The sequence below is a fragment of the Rhodococcus sp. C-2 genome, assembly GCF_027854095.1.
In the GTDB taxonomy this organism is placed as follows: Bacteria; Actinomycetota; Actinomycetes; order Mycobacteriales; family Mycobacteriaceae; genus Rhodococcus_F; species Rhodococcus_F qingshengii.
In genome coordinates this window covers 94,596-116,652 of sequence record NZ_JAQGFI010000011.1, presented here as the reverse complement: position 1 = coordinate 116,652, position 22,057 = coordinate 94,596, and the positions used below count along the sequence as shown (strand labels likewise).

Genomic DNA, 22,057 nt, shown 5'->3' with positions numbered 1-22,057 from the left:
CAACCGCCACTTCCCGAACCCGACGACACAGGAGCATCACCGCGCATGTCTGTTCTCGACAAGTTCTCTCTGACCGATCGAGTGGTCATCGTGACCGGTGCGTCGTCGGGCCTCGGGGTGGCGTTTGCGAAAGCCGCAGCAGAGGCCGGCGCGGACGTCGTCCTCGCTGCTCGCCGCGTCGACAAGCTCGAAGACACGGCCAAGCTCGTGCGTGACGCAGGCCGCGAAGCATTGTGCGTGGCCACCGACATCGTCGATCCGGCTCAGGCTCAGAACATGGTCGACGCCGCGATGGAGAAGTTCGGCCGCGTGGACGTGCTGGTCAACAACGCCGGCGTCGGAACTGCCGTTCCGGCGACCCGCGAGACCCCGGACCAGTTCCGCGCCGTCATCGACATCAACCTCAACGGGTCCTACTGGGCAGCGCAGGCCTGCGGCCGCGTCATGCTCCCGGGCAGCTCCATCGTCAACATCTCGAGCATTCTCGGATTGACGACCGCCGGACTCCCGCAGGCCGCCTATGCGGCGAGCAAGGCAGGCGTCGTCGGATTGACCCGCGACCTCGCACAGCAGTGGGGAACGCGCAAGGGCATTCGCGTCAACGCGATCGCGCCCGGCTTCTTCAAGTCGGAAATGACAGACCAATACAACGACGGTTACTTGGACGCGATGGCTCCGCGCCTGATCCTCGGCCGCATGGGCGATCCGGAAGAGCTCGCGGCCACCATGGTGTGGCTCGCGTCCGAGGCCGGCGGATACGTCACCGGTCAGACCATCGCCGTCGACGGAGGAATCACCATCACCTGACGCCGATGCCGAGATGTCGCCGGCTTTGCCGTATAAGTAGCTGGTGACCTCTCGCGCCGAACCTCAGGAGAACTGGGAAGACCGTCCGCCACCATCCATGGCTGCGACGGAGCTTCTGCGTGACCTGCCGGTGACTGCCCGCGGCGTCCGGACCAGGGCTTCTCTGGTCGCAGCGGCTCGAACGGTGTTCGAGCGCGCAGGGTATCTCGACGCCCGTCTCACGGACATCACCAAGGAAGCGAACTGCTCCACCGGCACGTTCTACACCTACTTCGACAACAAAGAGCAGATCTTCGCCGCAGTTCTCGACGTCGCGCAGGAAGACATGCTGCACCCAGGCATGGGACGGGTCCGCGACGTCGACAATCCGTATGCGGTCCTCGAATCGAGCAACCGTGCCTACCTGACGGCTTTTCGCCGCAACGCCAAACTCATGGGCCTACTCGAGCAGGTATCGCACATCGACCCGGCCTTCGCGAAACTGCGTCGGGACCGAGCCGAGACCTTCATTTCTCGCAATGCCCGAGCCATCGAACGCTTGCAAGCAGCAGGCAAGGCAGACGCCTCGTTGGACCCGCTGCTGGCTTCCCGAGCACTGTCGGCGATGGTGAGCCGTCTTGCCTACAGTTCATTCGTCTCCGAGGAACCTGGCGCCGACGGCAACCCCGTCCCGTTCGAGGACGTCGTCAAGACGGCTACTCAGGTGTGGGCCAACGCGCTGGGACTCGAAGGCGACCGCGGGTAGTTTCAGCCTTCGCCGCGGGCCGCGAACTGCTCCTCGAGGCTGTGGCGCAGTGTTTCCTCGCTGTTCTTGACAGCGTTTTCGACGAACGGCCCGATCAATCGGCCGAGTGCCTTGCCGGCAATGCCGCCGGGCAGTTTGTAGGCGAAGTCGACGGAAAGCTCGGTCTTGGAATCGTCGATCGCGGCGAACTCCCACGTGGACGAGTTGGATACACCGCCGAGCGAGGACAGCTTGATGATCCGATTCTTCTCCCACTCGGTGACCTCGAGTTTGGAGCGCAACGTGCTCGGCCCGATCTGCATGGCCGCGTCGAACGTGGCGCCGAGTCCCTGATCGAACTCTCCGAACGGGGTGAACTCGGAAACACCGAACATCCACGTCGGGACATTGCGGTAGTCGTCGATGTAGTCGAAGGCGACATCAACCGGCACGGCAGCAACCGCGGTGTGGCGAACATGGATCATGACTGGTCCCTGTCTTTCGGTGAACACCGACTCTAACCAATGGCTCCGACGTGTTCGGCGGCGGCGCAAGAGCGATCTACGGTATCGGTATGACGAACGAGCTTCCGGTACGCGGGTCCTGGCGCGATTACGAAGACCTGGGACTACCGAAACCGCTCGCTGCGGCGTTGGAGGCGTTCGTCGAGCAGGGCTATCACGGGACTTCGATCCGTGACGTCGCGTCGCGGTCCGGGCTGTCGGTGCCGGGGCTCTACCACCACTACCCGTCCAAGCAAGCTCTGCTGATCGGTCTGGCGACCGTTGTGATGACGGAGTTGTTGGAGCGAAGCCGCGCCGCCGAACTCGATGCCGGGGACGATCCCTCCGATCGCTTCGACGCGGTGATCGAATCTCTGTTGCGGTTCCACATGTTTCGACGCGAGCAGTCGTTCGTCGCCTCCTCGGAGATCCGCAGCATGGAGCCCGACAGCCGGGCTGGTTACATCGCCCAGCGCGACGAACAGCAGAAGCAGGTGGACCGGATCGTCCTCGACGGCGTCGCTTCGGGAGTGTTCGAGGCCGACCATCCCGAGGACGCCAGCCGAGCCGTGGTGACGATGTGCGTCGCCGTCGCGGTCTGGTACCGACCGGACGGTGAGTTGTCTCCGGACGAGTTGGTGGAGAGGTATTTGGAGATAGCGAGGCGCATGGTGGGGGCGAAGCGGGTGGGGGAGTGACTGTGGGGGCGAAGCGGGTGGGGGAGTGACTGTGGGGGCGAAGCGGGTGGGGGAGTAACTGCTGTGTGCAGTGTCGCGGAAGGCGGTCGCCAGCGTTTGGTGTCGGCCACGACGCGTTCAACCTCGCTTTTGTTTGCCTGGGAAATCGCGTAGGTCGGTCGCATTGACCAGCGCGCGGACACGGTTTGTTGCGTTGCGAAGGCGTTCTCCAGCTATCGGATTCCGGACGGCCGCGGCGGCCAACGACTTTGCAACAGTGGTGACTTCATCGCCGCCGGGGATCAGTAGGCGGTCAGCGCCGGCCAGGAGGCTTGCGAGTGCGGTCTCGCGGGTGACCGTCCACGCGTCGTTGCAAAACAGTGCAGGCTCGCTGTAGCTACTTCTACACCGGCACGAGGCTCACCTTCGGGCACACGGCTCGGTCGATCAATTACCAGTGCGCTGATTCTTGCCCTATTGACTCTTCCACGTGCGGTGATACGTTTAACCGCACGAGAATGGTGAATTTTATCCCCCGGTGTCGTTACGCGCAATGATGCAGTGCGCAGTGTCGACCTGGCGGGCGTGCGGCTGCGGGGACTGTTTGGCCTAGGATGTGCGCGATATGTGCATATTTATGGTGAATTAGTTCTCGCACTGCGCATCGTTGTTGTGATGGCGACTCCGTAACGTGATTTGGACAACGCTGATTGCAGTACATGACGTGCCTCGCAACCCTATTGAGGGGCACGCGTGTGCAGATTGAGGACTCACAATGACTACGAACATTTCGGAAGACCGGCCGGCGCTGAGCCTCCAGCGAATTCGGCTCGCCCGGGTTGCGACATTCTTCGGATTCGCGCAATTGGGAGCGGTCATGCTCACGTGGTCGACGAACACCACTGCGCTCCGTGCTCACCTGGGGTGGTCGGGGGAGGGCGGAGACTCGAATTTCGGGCTGGTGGCACTGGCGATCGGCGTCGGCGCTGCAGTCGGCTGCTTCCTCATCGGGCCGTTCGTCGACAGGTACGGTCCGCGAGCCACCTGTATGCCGACGATGATCATCTACCCGTTGATGTATATCCCGTTCGCGTTCTTGCAGGGTATTGCCAGCGCAATGTTCCTCGGCGTGATGATCGGCCTGTTGAGAGGTGCCTTCGATACCGCCTTCAACACACACGGTGTGCAGGTGGAGCGTTACTACGGCAGGCCCATCATGTCTGCGTTCCACGCGGCCTATCCGGCAGGCGGATTCGTCATCGGCCTGGTGGCCAGTGCAATCGCCCGTCACTATGTCGAGAGCCCCGCCGTGGCCTACATCTCGATCGGTGTCACGATGTCGGTTCTCGGAGCTGTGTTCGGTCGCTGGCTGTTGACTCGCGATGAGCTGCTTCCCCCGGCTGCCGCAGTCGCGATCGAGAAGCAATCGACAACCGAGAGATCGGCGTCGACGACGACTTTGCTGATCATGGCCGGATTCGGCCTCTTGATGCTGGCATCGATGCTCAGCGAAGGCGCAATTCTGGACTGGGGACAGGAGTTCGTCCGGCGCCATGCCGATACCAGCGCAGGTATGGCTGCGACAGCTGTGACCTTCTACTCCGGTGCACAATTCGTGGGGCGCCTCTTCGGCGACCGGCTCGCCGAGTACTTCGGTGCGCGCGTCATCGTGGCCGTCAGTGGTGTGATCGGATTCGTCGGTGCCTTGCTCGCGATCGGGGGTGCGTCAGCTCCGTTCGCCCTGGTGGGATTCGTTCTCCTGGGGCTCGGGCTGGCATGCATGGCTCCGCTGATGCTCTCTGCTGCCGGCCGTCGTGACCCCGAGAACGCCGGAAGAAACATCGGAATTGTCAATGCGATCGGCTACGTCGGCATGCTCGCCGGGCCGGCTGCGATCACGCTCATCGTCGACGGATTCGGAATCGGCTGGATGCCGGCGCTGCCGGCAATCTTGCTCCTGCTCATCGCCGTCGGCGGTCCTGTATTGATGAAAACCGTTCCGCGATACTCGGAAACTGAACGTACGGGAAATGCTCCGAAGCCGGAGCATCACACGGTCTCCCACTGAGGTCGAACAAGCAGTGGCCCACGTGCGAGTACATCGAAATCCGGTGTACTCGCACTGGTGTCACCGAACGGAAGGAAATTCTGTTCGGGATTTGAGGAAGAAACATGAGCACCGGCGGACCTTCGGAGTCGATCAGACGTTCTGCGCGAGCGCTGATCGTGGATCATTCGTATCGAATACTGTTGTGCGAGTTTCGATCTAGATCCGATGAAACCTATTGGATCACGCCCGGTGGCCGTTGTGAGGAACGTGAGACCCCACGCGGCACACTCGAGCGAGAGCTTCGAGAAGAGGTAGGGCTCGAACTACGCACGACGCAGCCGCTCGTCTGGCGCCAAACGATCATCGATCCAGAGCACTTTCCCGGATTCAGCGGCGTCGACAACTTCTATTTCCTGGTTCGAGTTCATGAATTCGAACCACGAGGGGCACTGACCGACGCAGAATTGCGCGATGAGCACCTACACGGTTTCAGATGGTGGAGTCTGGAAGAGATCGAGAACTATTCGGGTTCGGCCCTTTTCGCGCCTCACGATATCGCCGAGAGACTCGATCTCACCCTTCGTCGCGGCTCGCCGTGCCCGGTAGTGTGTTTCGGCTCGGATTGATCCAGGTTGCTACTCGTACAGAATCGGTCCGCGCGATCGCTGGCGACACCGACGCCACGTACATGACAAGACACCGACGCTCTGTACAGGAGAATATGCCGCAACTGGGCAGCGACCCGTCGTAGACAACCCCGTGGACGACTCGTGATGCCAATGCCGTTCGAGGTCGACGGGGTTATGTTCGGCGCACCAGGACTGTGCCGTTGGTCGCAGAGTTGGTTCCAGACACGTGAAACATTGCGTGCGCCCAAGGGCGGTCCGCGTTCAGCAACGAATTCTCTTCGATCATCCTGTCGTCGTGATAGCCCTGTGGATCCTCGCCGAGCTCGACCAATCGTTGTCGCGCTGTCTCCGGTGCGGTGTCGACCCACACTGTCGCGTCGTACAACATCCGCAATGAACGGCGGATCGACCCGGCACCTTCCACGAGAAGCAACGTCGTCTGGTCAGGGACAGCGATATCGCGAGGCTTGTCGTGGTTCGGCTGGAAGGTGAATGGAAGCCCATTTCGCCGGATAGGTTCCAGTAATTCCTTGGCGAGCAAGGTATCCCAGCCAAAAAATGTTCGACTGCACGCGATGTCATCTGTGTGCACGATGACCGTCCCTGTACAGTTTGCCGATAACAGTGCGGCCAGCGTCGACTTGCCGGAACCACCCCTCCCATCGATCCCTACGATTGCCGGGCCGCGCCCAACTGAACCGGCCCGCAGAAGTTCCACGAATTGTGGGATCGCGAATCTATTCCAATCCGTATTTTCGTCACGCTCAGTGGGACGTTTCATGAACCTCTACCTTGGATCGAACCAGCTCCGAGTGTGAATTGTGAACGGCTACTGTCCACAGAAGTCGACTGGGACCCGGTTACCCGTCCTGGCCGACTCGAGTATCGAGATGCTCACTGCCAGTGCGTTGGTCGCGTCGAGTCCGTCGACGACTGGTCGGCCGTCACCGCGCGTGGCACGGGTGAAGTGTTCCAGCGTGATGTCGTACGTGTGCCGGCGGTCTTCGACATCGATCTCGTGCGATCCCCGGCGATCGTGCAGAACGACCGACCCGATGGGTTCCGGAGTCATGACGTCGGCTGCATGAAGGCTGCCGGCTGTCCCGTGCACCTCCACATACGTGGGTGCGAATGGCGTAGTGAAAGTGTCGTGGAATCGTACAAGGACGTTGTTCTCGTAGAGAATCGACGAGGAGGCTGCATCTTCGGCTTCGGTCACCCAATCTCCTTGGGCCACAGTGATCGCGCTCGCCGTCAGTGCTCTTGTGCCGAGTAGCGGATTCACGACGGAGGCGTTGTGGCAGGAAAGATCCATGACGGCGCCTGATCCCGGCGTGCTACCGAGTCGCCACCCTCGCAAACGTTCGGGTAGGAGCGACGTGTGGCGAACACTGACCGACAGAATCCGGCCTATGTCGCCGCGCGCCACTGTGCGTCGAATGGCCTGGTGCGTACCTGCTGCGGGCAGGTGGTGGTTGACGCCTAGGACTACGCCGGCGGATTCGCAAGCGGCGGTCATCTTCCGCGCATTGTCGATGCTCGTCGACAGCGGCTTCTCACAGAGAACGTGTTTTCCGGCTGCTGCCGCCGCGCACACCTGCTCGAGGTGGCGATCATTTGCACTGGAGATGTAGACCGCATCGATGAGGGGATCGCTGAGCAGATCGTTCAGCTTGTTCGTTCCGTTCGATATCTCGTTCCGACGTGCGTACTGCTCGGCATGGTCCGCATTTCCGCTGTACACGGAACTGATGTGGTGGCCGGTCCTTCGCAGTGCGGGAATCATTCTCGTTTCGGCGATATCACTCGCACCGACGATTCCCCAGACGAGATGCGGTTGTTCGCTCATCGAAGTATTCCTTCTCGGGCATCGACGATGTCGAATAGACAGCGACGGCTCCGGGTATCGGCCGACTCGACGTCAGGAGTTCGGCGCGGACGAAATCTGGTAGGCCAACCCTACGAAGTGGCGATAGATATCGACAGCGCCAAAACGTGCAAGCGTGAGCCGCTGATCGACCACTGTGAGCAGGCGCGAGCGCTGCACCTGCTCTGACCGTGAGCTTTCGAACGACCGGCATATCATGCACGGATTGGGCAGAATTTGGCAGAAGTGGTTCCCCCTATGTGTCTGTCCGCTGGATCACTTCGCAGGAAAGCTAGGGCTATCAGTTTGATTTCATGCCTCACCTCGAAGGAGCAACCCGCCAATGTCGTTCGTTCTCAAAGCCGCAGTCGGCGAACCAGCGCAGCGTGCCAGCAATCCGGCGGTGGTCGACACTGTCGCGGGTGTGATCGCAGACATTCGTGCCAACGGTGACGACGCGGTCCGCAAGTACTCTGACCGTTTCGACCGGTGGTCACCGGATTCGTTCCGGCTCGACGAAGATCAGATCCGCGAGATCGTCAAGTCCGTCCCGACAACGGTCCTCGAGGACCTGCAGTTCGCGCAGCGTCAGATTCGCGACTTCGCCCAGGCGCAGCGCGACACCATCACAGACCTCGAGGTCGAGACTCTGCCCGGCGTGTTCTTGGGGCACCGGAACATTCCGATCGACGCGGCTGCAGCTTACGTTCCGGGTGGCAGGTACCCGCTGACAGCGTCGGCGCACATGACGGTGCTGACCGCGAAGGTCGCAGGCGTCGAACGCGTCGCGGCTACGACGCCCCCGAATGACGGGCTTCCGCCCCAGATCAGCATCACCGCAATGCATCTCGCCGGGGCCGACGAGATTTTCGTGCTCGGTGGCGTACAGGCGATTGCAGCGCTGGCTCTCGGTACCGAGACGATCGATCCTGTCTCGATCCTCACGGGGCCGGGCAACGCATACGTGGCAGAGGCAAAGCGTCAACTCTTCGGTGAGGTCGGAATCGATCTCTTTGCAGGTCCCACCGAAACACTGATCGTTGCCGACGAGTGCGCCGACCCGTTCACCATCGCAGTGGATCTACTCAGCCAGGCTGAACACGGTCCGGATTCACCGTGTGTGTTGATCACGACGTCCGAGGCTGTGGGCAACGAGGTGATCAAACACATCGACGCATTGCTACCCGGTCTGGAGACGAACGCGATCGCCGGGCCCGCTTGGCGCGACCACGGACAGATCCACGTTGTCGAGACTCTCTCCGAAGCATATGAACTCGCGGACAAGTTTGCCTCCGAGCACGTACAGATCCTGACGCAGAATCCGCGTGAAGCGCTCGACAGCATGAGCAACTACGGTGCCCTTTTTCTGGGGGAAGGAACGTGTGTTCCATACGGCGACAAAGTGATCGGGACCAACCACGTACTTCCTACTCTTGGCGCTGCGCGCTACACCGGAGGGCTCTGGGTAGGGAAGTTCCTCAAAACCCTCACTTTCCAGGAGGTGCGCGATCCGGCGGCGAGCGCCAGGATCGGCGAGATCGCTGCGCGACTGTCCCGACTGGAACGCTTCGAAGGCCACGCCCGTTCAGGTGACCTGCGTGCGGCGAAGTTCGGTGGAGCCGAACTACCGTGGGGCGAGATCCCGGTGGCGGCAAACCTCAAATGACGATGCGCATCGAGCACGACCTGCTCGGTGATCGCGAAGTGCCTGCGGAGGCCTACTACGGCATCCACACGCTGAGAGCACTGGAGAACTTCCCGATCACCGGTATTCCTCTCTCGGTCCACCCGGACATGGTATCGGCGTTGGCTGCGGTCAAGCAGGCCGCTGCTCGGGCGAACGCCGACCTCGGAATCCTCTCGCCCGAGCATGCAGCGGCGATCGAGCAAGCTTGCAAGGAGATTCGTGCGGGCAGGTTCACCGACCAGTTCGTCGTCGACGTCATTCAGGGTGGTGCCGGCACGTCATCGAACATGAACGCCAACGAAGTGGTCGCGAACCGCGCGCTCGAAATTCTCGGCGGCGAACGGGGGCAGTACCAATTCCTCCATCCGCTCGAACACGTCAACATGAGTCAGAGCACCAACGACGTCTACCCCACCGCGATCAAAATCGGCTTGCAAGGTGCCGTCACCAGGCTTCGAGGTGCGATGGACGAACTTGCAGGCGCATTCGCGGAGAAAGCAGCCGAGTTCTCCCACGTGCTCAAGGTCGGGCGGACTCAGTTGCAAGACGCGGTCCCGATGACTCTCGGTCAAGAGATTGTCACGTTCGCCGTGATGATCAAGGAGGACTCTCAGAGACTGGAAGAGGCCGCTCGGTTGATCTCGGAGATCAACCTGGGAGGGACGGCGATAGGTACCGGTCTCAATGCGCACCCGGAGTACGCCAGACGTGTGCGTGAGCATCTGGTGTCGATCACCGGTCTCGACATCTCGACGGCATCGGATCTCATCGAAGCAACCCAGGACGTCGGGGCCTTCGTTCAGCTGTCGGGAGTGCTCAAGCGTACCGCGGTCAAACTGTCCAAGATCTGCAACGATCTGAGATTGCTGTCCTCAGGCCCACGAGCAGGTCTGGGTGAGATCAATTTACCTGCGGTGCAGGCAGGTTCGTCGATCATGCCCGGAAAGGTCAATCCGGTCATTCCGGAAGTGGTCAATCAGATTGCCTACCGGGTGGTGGGAAACGATCTGACCATCACCATGGCTGCCGAGGCGGGTCAACTGCAGCTCAACGCATTCGAACCGGTCATTGCACACAGCTTGTTCGAGACTGCAGAACTCCTCACGCGGGGCTGCACTGTGTTGCGCGAGCGATGCGTGATCGGCATTACCGCCAACGTCGAGCATCTCGAACGAACGGTCGCGGCTTCGATCGGTGTCGTGACCGCGCTCAATCCCTACATCGGCTACACAGCCGCGACGGAATTGGCGGCGGACGCGCTTGCTTCCGGTCGTACCGTCGTGGAGTTGGTGCTCGAACGCGGGTTGTTGGGCAAGGAGGATTTGGACGCGATCATGGAGCCTGCGAATTTGGCACGAACTGCGATCGTGTCGGCTCCCGATTTCGATCCACTCGTCCCGTCGACCTGACCAGGTCTTCAGGGCGGTTGACACCGCACATGTGGGCGGTATCGTTTAGTGATACGTATAACTACTTGCAGTCCTGTTGTGTCAGGATTGACAGAAGCTGAGTCGGCACGGTTCAAGGACGTACCGCGCCAAGCCAGCCAGGAGACGGAAACCATGTTCGAAAAGACACGAATGGACAGTCATCCCCCCTGTAAGAGCAACTACGACGTCATCGTCGTGGGAAGCGGAATGGGGGGTGGAACGATGGCATACGCTCTCAAGGATTCCGGCCTCGATGTGCTCTTGATCGAGAGGGGAGACTTCCTTCCACAGGAACGTCAGAATTGGGACCCCCGAGCGGTGTTCGAGAAAGATCGGTACAAGAACGCCGAAAAATGGGTCGACACCGAAGGGCGGGAGTTCGCCCCCGGCACCTACTATTACGTCGGCGGAAACACCAAATTCTACGGTGGCTCGTTGGTCAGGTTCAGGAGAGAGGATTTTCATTCCTCACGGCATCACGACGGTGAATCGCCGGCATGGCCGTTCTCGTATGACGATCTCGAACCCTACTACGCACGTGCCGAGCAGGTGTACAAGGTTCACGGCGACCACACCGACGACCCGACGTTGCCACGCGACCAACCATTTCCGTACCCTCCCGTAGGGCACGAGCCAGCGATACAGCAGGTCGCCGACGACATGCGTAAGGCGGGTTTCACCCCTTCCAATCTCCCTCTCGGGGTCGACCTTCGGCAGGGTGGGTCATGTATTCGATGCAAGACATGCGACGGGTTCCCCTGCCGTACCTTGGCGAAATCGGATGCCGACGTCTGTTGCGTGCGACCCGCACTCGATTCGGGCAACGTCGAAATCGTCACGAACGGGTACGTGGAGAAGGTGTTGACCGACGATTCCGGACGTCGAGCATCAGGCGTCGAAGTGACCCATCGCGGCGTCACCTCCACAGTACGTGCGGATACGGTCGTAATCTCCTGTGGTGCGGTCAATTCTGCAGCGCTGCTGCTACGTTCGGCCACATCTGTCCATCCTGACGGGCTCGCAAATTCCTCCGGAATGGTCGGTCGTAACTACATGGTGCACATGAACTCGATCATGGTGGCCATCGACCCACTCAAGAAGAACAAGTCCGAATTTCAAAAGACGTTGTACTTCAACGACTTCTACCTGCGTGGCACTGACGATCATCCGTATCCGCTAGGCCATGTGCAACTGATCGGGAAGCTCCAAGCGGAGATGATCAAGGGGCAACGGCCCCACATCCCCAAATGGGCGTTGAGCCTTGCCACGAACCGTAGTACCGATTGGTGGCTGTTCACGGAGGATCTGCCCAACCCTGAAAATCGTGTCACGCTGACTCCCGGAGGGCGTATCCAGATCGCATGGAAACCGAATAACGTCCGGGCACACGAGGTTCTGGTTCGCGAGACGCGAAAAATGCTTCGCAAGATCGGATTTCCGGTGGTCATCAGTGAAGGAACAGGGATAGAGGTCAACTCGCATCAGGCCGGAACCGTTCGGCTCGGTACCGACCCGGCTACATCGGTCCTCGATCCGAGTTGCCAGGCACACGATGTCGACAACCTGTATGTCGTCGACTCCTCCTTCTTTCCGTCGCTCCCGGTGATGAATCCGGCGCTGTCGATCGCGGCGAACGCGTTGCGTGTTGCAGATTCGATCATCGCTCGAAGCGGCGACTCCACGGCGGGTGCATCGCACGGCTCGTCGATCTCTGCATAAATTGCTCACCCCCAATTCTTTTCGATTCGAAAGTGAAGAACATGACTGTGCAAAAGCTCACCGGTGGCCAGATGGTGGTCGACATACTGATCCGTGAAGGAGTTGAAAAGGTATTCGCTATTCCGGGACACGGCAATACGGCGTTACTTGATGCGTTCGTCGACCGGGCCGACGAAATCGAGTTGGTTCCCGCCATCCACGAGCAGGGCGCCGCACACATGGCCGACGGCTACTACCGCGCATCGGGCAAGATCGCGGCCGTCTGTACTTCCATCGGACCGGGAGCGACAAACACCGTAACCGGAATCGCGACTGCGTTCGCGGACTCGCAGCCGATGATTCTGATCACCGGCGCCGTTCACACGTATATGGAGAACCGCGGCGTCCTCCAGGAGATCGATCGGCCGCACGGGAACAATTTCCCACGGATGGTCGAGCCGGTCGTCAAGCGCTGGTGGCAGCCCGGTCGACTCGAGCAGCTACCTTCCGCGATGGCTCAGGCGTTCAACACGATGCTCGAAGGTCGCAGAGGGCCTGTCCTGGTGGATATCCCGCAGGACCTGCAAGCTGAGTACGGCGACTATGTTCCAGAGTTGTACTCGCGCCGAGCTCAGACCCGGGCGACTGGTGATCCCGTCGCCATTGCCGAGGCAGCCAAGCTACTGGCGGGTGCTAAGCGTCCCGTGATCCTCGCTGGCGGAGGCGTCATCGCAGCCGAGGCCGGTGCGGAACTCCTCACACTGGCGGAACGTCTCGGCGCTCCCGTGACGCACTCCTTCCAGGGCAAAGGCGCATTCCCTGCAGACCACGATCTGTACGCGTGGCCGTGCGGCGACATGGGATCGATTCCGGGTAACGGAGTCACCAAGACCGCCGACGTCATTCTTGCAGTGGGTTGCCGATTCAGCGATCGCATCACGTCCTCGTACCGCCCCGGAGTCACATTCGACATCCCTAACACGAAACTCGTTCACATAGACATCGACGGATTCGAGATCGGCCGCAACTACCCGGTCGAGGTCGGGATCGTCGGCGACGCCAAGACCTCGCTCTCGTCTCTGATCGACGAACTCGGCGCACCGGCAGCGGATTACGACTTCCGGGCAACCGACTACTACGCCGAACTTCAGGACTTGAAGGCACAGTGGGACGAGCACCTGCGCCCTATGCGTGAGACCGACTACTTGCCGATGACCAACTCGCGGGCAATGGTCGAGATCCGAAAGGTCCTTCCGCGTAACGGAATTCTGGTCACCGATTCCAGCAACCCGGCAAATCAGGCGTTCAACGAATTCCCGATCTACGAGCCGAAGAGCAACATCGTTGCCGGCGGATTCTCCGGAATCGGATTCGGTGTACCTGCCGCGATCGGCGCCGCGATCGGCGCACCGGACAAGCCGGTTCTCGCGCTCGTCGGCGATGGCGCGTTCCTACAGACCGGCACGGAGATCGCAGCTGCCGCCATGAGCGGCGTCAATGTCGTCTTCGTCGTTCTGAACAACGGTGGCTGGGAAGCAATCAAGGACCTCCAGATCAATCTCTTCGGCGCGGAACGGGAAATCATCTCAGGCTGGAAGTTGCCGGATGGATCCCCGTACTTCGCCGATATCACTGCGTTCGCGCAGTCTCTCGGATGCAAGTCCGAGCGAGTCGAGGATCCCGCAAAGCTCGGCGCCGCTGTTCAGCGCGCATTCGAGACCGAGGGCCCCGTAGTCATCGAGGCGATCAGTGCTCGCGAGCTTCCCTGGACCGAGATGCATGCAATGGGTTGGTGGGATATCACCGTGCCGGCCTACCACGGCGAAGTTCGAGACGACTACGTGAACCAGCGCGGCTTCTGACCCACCCCTCACCGGAAAGTAGTTGTAAGTCATGGGCAACATCAAACTCGGACTTAATCTGGAGTTCGCGCGATACGAGAACGGCTCTTTCGATTGGGCCATGGACCAAGCTGCCGAGATCGGCTACAAGTACGTCGAGCCGATGGTGCACTGGGGTCGTGAACTGCTCAGTGCAGCAGGATATTTCCACAGCCGTTCCATGCTCGACGATCCGTTGATCCTGCGGAATGCGGCCGAAGATCGCGGTCTCAGCATCTCGTCGCTGTCGAGCCACGCGCCACTCGCCAAGCCGGAGGTGGCAGTGGAGTACTTCCGCCAGGCCATCCGCTACGCCGCGGAGGTGGGTTCTCCGATGATCATGGTCGACGATGGACCCACCCCGTCCTGGACCACGGAGGAAGAGAACTACACGCTCATGCGGTACACCCTGAAGGAGGCAGCGCTGGTCGCGGAGCCCCGGGGTATCAAGATCGCAATCGAGACCCACGGGCCGTACACCGCGACTCCGGAGCGCCTCGACAAGATCATGAATTTGGTCGACAGTCCTGCCCTGACGATCAACCTCGATACCGGAAACAGCTACCTGAGTGAGAACGATCCGCACGAGTGGCTCGAAGCCATCATCGGTCAGGTCACGCACTTGCACGCCAAGGACATTGCGGTGGACGACGCGAAACGTCTACGCGGAAAAGTGAGAGGCATGCTGGGATGCGCCTGCGGTGAAGGTGTCATCGACTGGAAGCGCATCGTCGACACGCTCGCCGCGGCCGACCACGACGTCGTCTTGTCGGTGGAGTGCGGCACGCTCGACGCCGCGAAGAAGAGCTACACCCACCTCAGCGCATTGATCGAAGCAGTCGGTCAGTAGCCGTGTTCGGTTTGGAGACGCATCCGGGAAACATGAATACAGTCGTGATCATGAACCCGTCCGTGATGAAGCAGAGGATTCCGAACGGTGAAGTACCGACCGTCGAGGAGTTCGTGACAGTCCCGCCTGCCTTACGCGCACTGCCGATCCCGCGGATCGAAGCCGTCGATGGCCGAGTACAGATCAACTAACCGAACACCGAAAGTGCTCGGGCCCAACCTCATCAGGTTGGGCCCGAGCACTTTTCGTCTCGGCGGCTGTAGTTCTGCCTCGTCTGGGGCGGTGGGGGCCAGAGGGGTGACGGAAAGGGTCTCGGATGTCCGACGCCGACGCCGACGCCGACGCCGACGCCGACGCCGACGGTGACGGTGAGTATCGGATCCGCGACACGAACAGGCCCGTCGAAAGTCGTGGTGACTTCAGACGGGCCTGTACGTCGATCTGCCTGCAGCTACAGCTGCTTACGTGACGGCCTCTGCAGGTCGAGCGCCGGTGATCATCGAGACGATCTCGTCGGCGGTGGTTTCCTTGGTGTTTCGGCACCCGACGACCTGGCCTCGCCGGAAAACGTACACCCGGTCGGTCAGTTCCAGCACCTGTTGCATGTTGTGGCTGACGATGATGACCGCGACTCCGCGTTGTTTGAGGCGTTTGATGATGTCGTGGACGTGGGCGGTCTCCTGCAGGCCCAGTGCCGCTGTGGGTTCGTCCATGATGATGAGCTTCGATCCCCAACCGGATGCGCGGGCGATGGCGATACCCTGGCGCTGGCCACCGGAAAGACCCCGAACGGTCCGGTGTACCTCGGGCACGTTCACTCCGATCTCCGTGAGCAATTCGGTTGCACGCTTGGCCATCTTGCGTCTGTTGAGCACGCTCAAGCCGCCCAAGTTGATCAGCTTCTCTTCACGCCCGAGGAACAGGTTGGTCAGGACGTCGAGGTCGTCTGCGAGTGAAAGATCCTGATAGACGGTTTCGATCCCGGCTTCGCGTGCATCGATCGGGCTTTGGAACTCACAGTCCGCACCGTCGAATCGGATGGTGCCATCACTCGACGGTTGCGCGCCGGAAAGGATCTTGACGAAGGTGGACTTGCCTGCGCCGTTGTCGCCCATGATGGCGATGTGCTCACCGTGTCCGACGCTGATGGAGGCGCCTTGCAAAGCTTTGACGCCGCCGTAGAACTTGGAGAGGTTCGTAGTCTGGAGAAGAGGCTCGGTGGTGTTGGTGATAGTACTCATTGAGGTGGTTCCGATCTGGGGGGTCGTCTCGAATCAGTACGCTGCGGGAGAGTCGGCGACATTGGCGGATGTTACGGGCGGGATCGGGACGAAGATCTTGGGTTGCACCGTGCCACCGTCCAGCAGGGTCAGCATGGCGGCGACAGCTTCTCGCGCCATCTCCTTGGGATCACCGTTGATGGTTCCGTACGTGTCTCCCGCGAGGATGCTCTCGCGCATCTCTTCCGGATAGTCGTTGCCGACGAAGACGATTTCGCTTCGGCCCATAGACTTGGCCAGGCGGGCGCCCGCAGCCAATTCAGGTCCTTGTGCGACAACGGCGTTGATCTGCCCCGCCGGATACTTCGCGAGCCAGTCCTGGGTCAGGCTGATGGTCTTGTCGTTCGCCCAGTTGTTCGGCTGCTCTTCTACGAGCTTGACGTCGGGGAAGTTCTCCTGCAGTTCGGCACGGAATCCTTCCGACCGACCGATCTGCGGCCCACTGCCGAGGATGCCGGTCATCAAGGCGACGTTGCCCCGATTGCCTATTGCTCCTGCGACCATCTTCGCCTGCTCGCGTCCGACCTGAACGTCGTCGGTCCCTACGAACGAGGAGACCGGGGCGTCTTCGGACAGCGCCAGGGAGAATGCGATGACCGGGATTCCTGCTGCTTCGGCTCGTTTGATAGACGGAGTCATGCTGTCCTGGTCGCTGGGGGCGAGGAGAATGGCGTCGACCTTCTGCGTGACCAGCTGGTCCATTCCGCTACTCATCTGAGCGATGTCGTTGTGCCCGTTGACAACACTGAGCTTGTATCCCGCAGCTTCAGCTTCTTCTTGCACAGTCGAGATGGCTACGTTCATCCATGGGTCGACGCCGACGTCGTACACCACGAAGCCCAATGTCTTGTTCGCACCCGAGGAAGGTGCGGTTCCGCAGGCCGTGAGTGCGACGGCGACGAACGCAGCCAGGCAAAGGGCAAATGCGGTTTGGATCGTTCGAGAAGTTCTTCTTACGGTCATGTGTTTTCACTCCTGGAATGTGGTTGGCTGCGAGGGGAATCGGATGTATCAGCGTTTGCGGGCGCTGCGGAACGCTTCGAAGCCGACTGCGAGCAGAACGGCCGTACCCGTCAGCGCCGGCTGCCAGTAAGCGGACACGCTGTACAGGTTCAACGCGTTTGTCAGGACGGTGAGCGACAGGATGCCGATCACCGCGGAGCTGATGCCGCCGACTCCGCCGGTGAGTGGTGTGCCGCCGATGATGACGGCGGCGATGGCGAGAAGTGCCCACTGTGTACCTGTTGCCGGACTCCCGATTCCGGAGATCGAGACAAGAAGAATTCCTGCGATGGCGGCGCACAGCCCGCCGATGGCATAGACGGCAATCAGAACCCGATCGACATGGATTCCGGCGCGGCGCGACCCTTCCTTGTTGCTCCCGACGGCGTAGATGTGCTGGCCGAAGAGCGTGCATCGTAAGACGAACAGCAGAATCAGGATGACCACGACGAATGTAAGACTGGCAAAGGAGATTCCGGCGATGTTCTTCAAGCCCAGATCGGTCCATCCGGAAGGAAGAGGAGCGATCGGGGTGGCGCCGGTTGCGGCGTACAGCAGTCCGGTGACGACGGCTTGTGTACCGAACGTGGCCACGAATGGGTTGATGCCGATCTTGGCTACGAGGATGCCGTTCACGAAGCCGGCGAGTAGACCGGCGACCAATCCGACGAGAATTCCGATGGCTATACCGTGCTGGAGACTGACGTACGCAGCAGCGCATCCGGCTGCCGCTGCCACGATTCCGACCGAGAGATCGAAGCCACCCGAGATAATCATCAGCTGCATACCGCCGGCAATGATTCCGACCATCGCCGCCTGTTGCAGCACGTTGAGCAGGTTGTCCGACTGCCGGAAGATCGGGTTGGCGATGCACAGAATCACCACCGATGCGACCAGTACAGTCAGCATCACCCGCTGAACGACCTGCGAAGGTGTGCTCGGCAGAATGCGTTTGAGCAGAGCCGGTAGCCATTCCTGCGAGGATGCGTGGGGCGGCTGAGGTGCCGCGGAACGAGTGGAACGGCCGACGTCATCGACAGAGATTCCCGCGCTTGGCGGCCGTTTCTGCTGGTCTTCGGTCAGGGGCATTGAGGACTCCTCGAAAGGGTGTTTCGGTGTTCGGTCGAAAGAGCGAAATCAGGTCACCCGGTCGCACGGCGTTGTGCGTGTCGAGATTCGGATCGGTGCCCTGCAGTTCGCGTTCGGTTCGAGAATCGGTAGCGATTACTCGGACGGTGGGCCGGCAGTACAGGGGCGCTGAAACAAATCTTCGGACAGGTAGGAAGCGGGTTCGCCATGTGTCTCAACTCTGTTTGGCGACCCCCGGCGAAGCCCTGGGGTTGTAGAAATACTGTCCTGTGACTGCATTCACAGCTAGACGCAAGCCGGGAAAGATGTCTCGGCTGGACGACACGTTTTGTGTAGTGTCTTTGACATGTCTTTCACGGTTGCGGACGCTCTGGAACTCTCACTGATCCGCGCGGCCGGTCCTCACGTACTCACCAGCGGAACGGATCTGGATCAACGCGAAGTCCGATGGGTTCACTCGTCCGAGATCCCCGATATCGCACGATTTCTCAGCGGCGGCGAATTGTTGCTGACGGCGGGCCTCGGTATAGGGGAAACAGAAGCCGAGCAGCGTGCTTACGTGAAGGCGGTTTCTCGAGCCGGTGCGGCAGCTCTGGTGATCGAAGAATCCGGTCGCATGTTCGATCGAGTTCCTCAAGCTGTTGTGCAGGAAGCCCAACAAATGCTGCTTCCGGTGATCGCGCTGACCCACGAAGTGTCGTTCGCCGGAGTCTCCGCCCAGGTGCACGAAATTCTGACCGAAATGCGACTTCGGAGCCTGACTCGTGAACGTGAGGTCGAAGCAACATTCTCGGGATTGCTGCTCGACGGCGCAGACCATCTCGGAATAGTGGAGACTCTGGCGGCGCTCACCGACAGCACGGTGGTTCTGGAAAACATCGCTCACCGGGTGACGGTCTATTTCTCAGTGGACGGTGTCGAATTCGACGACGACGAGTGGAATCGTCACGCCAGAGTATCGCACGACAATGAAACTGATTGTGTCCGAAGGCCCGTCGTCATGCGTGGTCAACCGTGGGGGTGGATCCACGTGCTCCAAGGACAATCGCCGACCGCGCCGTTCTCGGCTGAATTCGCGGCGGAGCGGGCAGCAGCAGCGATCGCGATCTCGCTTCTCACCGATCGTAGCCGCGAGGCGCGTGACGATCAGCGCAGTACCGCTTTGATGACACACTTGCTGCTGGGAGAAATTTCCGGCGATGAGTTCGTGAAGCAGGCCAGTCGTCTGGGGTATCGGCTCGGATCTGGCCTGATGCGAGTGTTCGTGGCCAACAAGAATACTCGTGACGATTCTGCTGGAATCCGGCCCAAGCGCAGGAGCAGTCCCAATGCGATCAGTGCCGACATGGGTGATTACATCGTCACGGTGGCGCCGGAAGTGGGTGGCCGTCCGCCGGAGATCGAGGATCTTGTCGGTTTCGTCGGTGCGGGTGTCGGTGTGAGCCGCGCTATTTCACGTGACATGGTTGCTGTCGCGCTCACTCAAGCGCGCAGTGCTGCCGCGGTCGCCCGAGCTTCTGGTGGTGTCCTTCACTTCGACGAACTGGGGGTCGAGCGGATTTTGGTGACCCTGGCGCAGGGCCCGGAACTGGCGAGCTTCGTCGAAGACGAATTGGGTCCGTTGTTGACGAAGGATGCGCACTCGGCCAGTCCGCTACTGCCGACACTGCGCGCATTTCTCAGCGTCGACGGTCGCAAGACTGAAGCGGCGGACAAGCTCTACGTGCAGCGCAGAACTCTGTACAACAGGTTGGAGCGGATCTCGACGATTCTCGGGAAATCCCTTGATGCCCCGGAAACGCGGCAGCGCTTGCTGTTGGCAGTCAAAGGTCTCGAGCTGCTGGAGGGGTCGGCGATCAGTTCGTCGCGACGTTCCGGAAGGAACTAGCATTCCGACTTCGATGAGGGGGACGGCGGTGCGGGCTGCGCGCGCGGCAGTGAGACGGCCTGTTGCCGGCAATCCGCACAGGGAACCACCGGGCAGTCCCAAGATGACGAAACCGAATCCGCTGGTGGTGAGCTCGAGTGCATTCTTGACGTCGGGTGTCCCTGTCGCCCAAGAGGCTTGGCAAGCTCCGTGAAGTGCGAAAGATGACAAGCAATGCCCATTTCGTGCGGTCGAGCACGAACGGCGACTTCGGCTAGAGCATTTCGTTGATTCCCTTCATAGAAGAGATGAGTGAATCGTATCACTAGGTGATACGATTCACTCATGTCGGTGGTGGTAAAACAAGGTGAAGGTTGAGATGTGGCGCGACAGGCGAAAGTATCGCAAACCGCGGTGTCGCGCCTACCTTCTCCCGAAGTGTCCAGTCGGGGCAATCGCCGCTGTCGACAGTACGTCTCACGGACGTCGTCGTGTGTACATATGCGGGACCTTCAGTGCAGAAACATCTTTCAGGCTACCGAGCTACGGCAGGAGTGGGGCGACGAACATGGCTGGTCACCGTATGGAGGAAGAAGTGGGGTACGTCTGTGTCACGTGTCGCCATATCGGTTCGTCGTTGCCTATGCCCAAGCCGTCTGTGCCGCTGGCCGTGCGAGCTCGATGCAACCTCTGTGGCGAGATCGACACGGCGATGTCGGGGCGGAAAGACGATGTGCCATACCGTGTCGAGCTCTTCGGGGGCTTTCGTAGAGCTTGGACGCATGCAGTCCGGTGTGGGCGAATGTGTGAACACCATCTACTGTGACGACAGGTCAACCGAAGCCAACACTCGGTTGAAACGAGACCACGATAGAATTCGTGAGATCGTCAAGGGTTACGGCGGATGATTCGTCCGGAGCAAGGGGAGTCGCTTCAGTGGTTACGATGAAGGACGTGGCGCGGGCAGCAGGCGTCTCCCAAGCCGCTGTCTCATACGCGTTCAGTAACTCTCCGAAAGTTTCTGCATCGCAGCGTGATCACATCTACGCAGTCGCTCAGTCTTTGTCCTACGCCGGGCCGAACATCGTCGGCAGTAGCCTGCGCTCCGGCCGAGTCGGAGCGGTTGGCATCATGGTGATGGAGTCGTTGGGGCACGCACTGGAAGACCCGTCGACCATGCTGTTGATGAAGGGGGTAGTCGAAGTCAACGAACTCGCCGACGTTGCCCTGACTTTGTTGCCGTTGGTCTCCAGTAGGGAAGAAGGATTCAATTCTCCCGCGGTCAGAGGTTTGGTCGACGGAGTCGTCCTGCACAATGTGACTCCTACCCACCCGATCATTGCGGCCCTGATTCACTCCGGAACGCCGGCAGTTGCGATCGATTCACCCGCGGACTGCGGCTTGCCGTTCATCGGAATCGATGATCGCGCTGCAGGATTCAAGCAGATGGCCCATCTCTTGGATCTCGGGCACCGAAGAATCGGTGTGGTCTGCGAACGTTTGAACATCGGTGGCACCGACGGGTCGATCTCCAAGACAGTTGTCGAACATTCTTCCGAGCGGGTCCAGCGAGATCGGATCCTCGGGTACTTCGATGCTGCAACTGCGCGGGGAGATGCCGGTGTCTCGATCGAGGTTTACGAGGCTTCAGGTATCGATCGTGACAGCGGCGTCCGTGCTGTCCGCTCGATGGTCGAGAAACTGAATCCGACCGCAATAGCCACGACGTCAGATGTCTTTGCCGTCGCTGCCTTGAGCGTGCTTCGTAGCATGAATATCCCAGTACCTGAGGTTGTTTCGGTTGTCGGATTCGACGATGCCCCCATCGCCGAACTCATGGATCTGACCACTGTGCGTCAACCGCTGGTGGAGAAGGGCCGCGCCGCAGCCTCCATGCTGCTCGACAATATCGACGGCGCGAAGCGAAGGCAGAAGATCTTCAAAACCAAGCTGATCGTCCGAAACTCGACAGGCCCGGTCAGCACAGTCTGAACGAGACCATGCTGACCGGGCCGGA

Annotated in this window: 20 protein-coding genes; 14 read left to right on the top strand and 6 right to left on the bottom strand. The window is 60.5% G+C overall.

What is annotated here, in order from left to right; genetic code table 11:
- Window positions 1-45: 45 nt before the first annotated feature.
- Window positions 46-807: an SDR family NAD(P)-dependent oxidoreductase gene (locus PCS43_RS22990; RefSeq protein ID WP_003939707.1), complete on the top strand. Its 762-nt coding sequence runs from the start codon at window positions 46-48 to the stop codon at window positions 805-807.
- A gap of 97 nt (window positions 808-904) precedes the next feature.
- The gene (locus tag PCS43_RS22985; protein ID WP_007730038.1) at window positions 905-1,552 is read left to right on the top strand and encodes a TetR/AcrR family transcriptional regulator; all 648 of its coding nucleotides are present in this window, start codon (window positions 905-907) and stop codon (window positions 1,550-1,552) included.
- Window positions 1,553-1,554: 2 nt separating this feature from the next.
- On the opposite strand, the gene PCS43_RS22980 is transcribed toward PCS43_RS22985, so the two are convergent.
- On the bottom strand, window positions 1,555-2,016 hold the full coding sequence (locus tag PCS43_RS22980) for an SRPBCC family protein (RefSeq protein WP_064443685.1): 462 nt from the start codon (window positions 2,014-2,016) through the stop codon (window positions 1,555-1,557).
- A gap of 89 nt (window positions 2,017-2,105) precedes the next feature.
- On the opposite strand from PCS43_RS22980, the gene PCS43_RS22975 reads away from it, so the two are divergent.
- From PCS43_RS22975 to PCS43_RS22965, 3 genes are all read left to right on the top strand, one after another.
- A complete protein-coding gene (locus PCS43_RS22975; RefSeq protein ID WP_030536574.1) occupies window positions 2,106-2,732 on the top strand; it encodes a TetR/AcrR family transcriptional regulator in 627 nt (208 codons plus the stop codon).
- 754 nt (window positions 2,733-3,486) lie between these two features.
- Window positions 3,487-4,779 carry an MFS transporter gene (locus PCS43_RS22970; protein ID WP_021331879.1) on the top strand — a complete coding sequence of 431 codons (1,293 nt, stop codon included), beginning with the start codon at window positions 3,487-3,489 and terminating at the stop codon, window positions 4,777-4,779.
- Window positions 4,780-4,883: 104 nt separating this feature from the next.
- Window positions 4,884-5,387 carry an NUDIX domain-containing protein gene (locus PCS43_RS22965; protein WP_054825966.1) on the top strand — a complete coding sequence of 168 codons (504 nt, stop codon included), beginning with the start codon at window positions 4,884-4,886 and terminating at the stop codon, window positions 5,385-5,387.
- 175 nt (window positions 5,388-5,562) lie between these two features.
- On the opposite strand, the gene PCS43_RS22960 is transcribed toward PCS43_RS22965, so the two are convergent.
- Window positions 5,563-5,982: a hypothetical protein gene (locus tag PCS43_RS22960; RefSeq protein WP_125052065.1), complete on the bottom strand. Its 420-nt coding sequence runs from the start codon at window positions 5,980-5,982 to the stop codon at window positions 5,563-5,565.
- Between the two features lie 237 nt (window positions 5,983-6,219).
- On the bottom strand, window positions 6,220-7,239 hold the full coding sequence (locus tag PCS43_RS22955) for a Gfo/Idh/MocA family protein (RefSeq protein ID WP_042923914.1): 1,020 nt from the start codon (window positions 7,237-7,239) through the stop codon (window positions 6,220-6,222).
- A gap of 361 nt (window positions 7,240-7,600) precedes the next feature.
- On the opposite strand from PCS43_RS22955, the gene hisD reads away from it, so the two are divergent.
- The 7 genes from hisD (at window position 7,601) to PCS43_RS22920 (ending at window position 15,271) form a co-directional block, all read left to right on the top strand.
- Window positions 7,601-8,923, top strand: coding sequence for a histidinol dehydrogenase (gene hisD / locus PCS43_RS22950; protein WP_042923916.1), 1,323 nt, complete (start codon window positions 7,601-7,603; stop codon window positions 8,921-8,923).
- Window positions 8,920-10,353: an aspartate ammonia-lyase gene (locus PCS43_RS22945; protein ID WP_042923920.1), complete on the top strand. Its 1,434-nt coding sequence runs from the start codon at window positions 8,920-8,922 to the stop codon at window positions 10,351-10,353. Before hisD ends, PCS43_RS22945 begins: the two co-directional genes overlap by 4 nt.
- 153 nt (window positions 10,354-10,506) lie before the next feature.
- Complete coding sequence (locus PCS43_RS22940; RefSeq protein ID WP_230359115.1) at window positions 10,507-12,093, top strand: GMC family oxidoreductase; 1,587 nt, start codon at window positions 10,507-10,509, stop codon at window positions 12,091-12,093.
- Window positions 12,094-12,134: 41 nt separating this feature from the next.
- Entirely contained in the window at window positions 12,135-13,934 is a 1,800-nt protein-coding gene (locus tag PCS43_RS22935; RefSeq protein ID WP_031330783.1) for a thiamine pyrophosphate-binding protein, read from the top strand.
- 31 nt (window positions 13,935-13,965) lie between these two features.
- Window positions 13,966-14,802, top strand: a complete 837-nt coding sequence (locus tag PCS43_RS22930; RefSeq protein WP_054188413.1) for a sugar phosphate isomerase/epimerase family protein — start codon at window positions 13,966-13,968, stop codon at window positions 14,800-14,802.
- 50 nt (window positions 14,803-14,852) lie between these two features.
- Window positions 14,853-14,993, top strand: a complete 141-nt coding sequence (locus PCS43_RS22925; protein ID WP_158170434.1) for a hypothetical protein — start codon at window positions 14,853-14,855, stop codon at window positions 14,991-14,993.
- Window positions 14,994-15,118: 125 nt separating this feature from the next.
- Window positions 15,119-15,271, top strand: coding sequence for a hypothetical protein (locus tag PCS43_RS22920; RefSeq protein ID WP_209909953.1), 153 nt, complete (start codon window positions 15,119-15,121; stop codon window positions 15,269-15,271).
- On the opposite strand, the gene PCS43_RS22915 is transcribed toward PCS43_RS22920, so the two are convergent.
- Genes PCS43_RS22915 through PCS43_RS22905 form a run of 3 tightly spaced genes read right to left on the bottom strand, consistent with a single transcriptional unit; the run spans window position 15,264 to window position 18,173 of the window.
- The gene (locus tag PCS43_RS22915) at window positions 15,264-16,043 is read right to left on the bottom strand and encodes an ATP-binding cassette domain-containing protein (protein WP_019745466.1); all 780 of its coding nucleotides are present in this window, start codon (window positions 16,041-16,043) and stop codon (window positions 15,264-15,266) included. The two genes, PCS43_RS22920 and PCS43_RS22915, sit on opposite strands and share 8 nt — an antisense overlap.
- 33 nt (window positions 16,044-16,076) lie before the next feature.
- Window positions 16,077-17,045 (bottom strand): sugar ABC transporter substrate-binding protein, encoded by a 969-nt coding sequence (locus PCS43_RS22910; RefSeq protein ID WP_054188412.1) that lies wholly within the window; start codon window positions 17,043-17,045, stop codon window positions 16,077-16,079.
- 48 nt (window positions 17,046-17,093) lie between these two features.
- Window positions 17,094-18,173, bottom strand: coding sequence for an ABC transporter permease (locus PCS43_RS22905; protein ID WP_021331893.1), 1,080 nt, complete (start codon window positions 18,171-18,173; stop codon window positions 17,094-17,096).
- A gap of 346 nt (window positions 18,174-18,519) precedes the next feature.
- On the opposite strand from PCS43_RS22905, the gene PCS43_RS22900 reads away from it, so the two are divergent.
- On the top strand, window positions 18,520-20,061 hold the full coding sequence (locus tag PCS43_RS22900; protein WP_042923930.1) for a PucR family transcriptional regulator: 1,542 nt from the start codon (window positions 18,520-18,522) through the stop codon (window positions 20,059-20,061).
- Window positions 20,062-20,985: 924 nt separating this feature from the next.
- Window positions 20,986-22,032 carry a LacI family DNA-binding transcriptional regulator gene (locus tag PCS43_RS22895; RefSeq protein WP_081377525.1) on the top strand — a complete coding sequence of 349 codons (1,047 nt, stop codon included), beginning with the start codon at window positions 20,986-20,988 and terminating at the stop codon, window positions 22,030-22,032.
- Window positions 22,033-22,057 lie beyond the last annotated feature (25 nt).

Excerpts from the sequence above, each read along its gene's own strand:
- hisD (WP_042923916.1), top strand. The coding sequence starts at position 7,601 with ATGTCGTTCGTTCTCAAAGCCGCAGTCGGCGAACCAGCGCAGCGTGCC.
- PCS43_RS22980 (WP_064443685.1), bottom strand. The coding sequence starts at position 2,016 with ATGATCCATGTTCGCCACACCGCGGTTGCTGCCGTGCCGGTTGATGTC.
- PCS43_RS22940 (WP_230359115.1), top strand. The coding sequence starts at position 10,507 with ATGTTCGAAAAGACACGAATGGACAGTCATCCCCCCTGTAAGAGCAAC.
- PCS43_RS22970 (WP_021331879.1), top strand. The coding sequence starts at position 3,487 with ATGACTACGAACATTTCGGAAGACCGGCCGGCGCTGAGCCTCCAGCGA.
- PCS43_RS22955 (WP_042923914.1), bottom strand. The coding sequence starts at position 7,239 with ATGAGCGAACAACCGCATCTCGTCTGGGGAATCGTCGGTGCGAGTGAT.
- PCS43_RS22905 (WP_021331893.1), bottom strand. The coding sequence starts at position 18,173 with ATGCCCCTGACCGAAGACCAGCAGAAACGGCCGCCAAGCGCGGGAATC.
- PCS43_RS22930 (WP_054188413.1), top strand. The coding sequence starts at position 13,966 with ATGGGCAACATCAAACTCGGACTTAATCTGGAGTTCGCGCGATACGAG.
- PCS43_RS22965 (WP_054825966.1), top strand. The coding sequence starts at position 4,884 with ATGAGCACCGGCGGACCTTCGGAGTCGATCAGACGTTCTGCGCGAGCG.
- PCS43_RS22895 (WP_081377525.1), top strand. The coding sequence starts at position 20,986 with ATGAAGGACGTGGCGCGGGCAGCAGGCGTCTCCCAAGCCGCTGTCTCA.
- PCS43_RS22975 (WP_030536574.1), top strand. The coding sequence starts at position 2,106 with ATGACGAACGAGCTTCCGGTACGCGGGTCCTGGCGCGATTACGAAGAC.
- PCS43_RS22900 (WP_042923930.1), top strand. The coding sequence starts at position 18,520 with ATGTCTTTCACGGTTGCGGACGCTCTGGAACTCTCACTGATCCGCGCG.
- PCS43_RS22920 (WP_209909953.1), top strand. The coding sequence starts at position 15,119 with ATGTCCGACGCCGACGCCGACGCCGACGCCGACGCCGACGCCGACGGT.
- PCS43_RS22935 (WP_031330783.1), top strand. The coding sequence starts at position 12,135 with ATGACTGTGCAAAAGCTCACCGGTGGCCAGATGGTGGTCGACATACTG.
- PCS43_RS22945 (WP_042923920.1), top strand. The coding sequence starts at position 8,920 with ATGACGATGCGCATCGAGCACGACCTGCTCGGTGATCGCGAAGTGCCT.
- PCS43_RS22910 (WP_054188412.1), bottom strand. The coding sequence starts at position 17,045 with ATGACCGTAAGAAGAACTTCTCGAACGATCCAAACCGCATTTGCCCTT.
- PCS43_RS22915 (WP_019745466.1), bottom strand. The coding sequence starts at position 16,043 with ATGAGTACTATCACCAACACCACCGAGCCTCTTCTCCAGACTACGAAC.
- PCS43_RS22925 (WP_158170434.1), top strand. The coding sequence starts at position 14,853 with ATGAACCCGTCCGTGATGAAGCAGAGGATTCCGAACGGTGAAGTACCG.
- PCS43_RS22990 (WP_003939707.1), top strand. The coding sequence starts at position 46 with ATGTCTGTTCTCGACAAGTTCTCTCTGACCGATCGAGTGGTCATCGTG.
- PCS43_RS22985 (WP_007730038.1), top strand. The coding sequence starts at position 905 with ATGGCTGCGACGGAGCTTCTGCGTGACCTGCCGGTGACTGCCCGCGGC.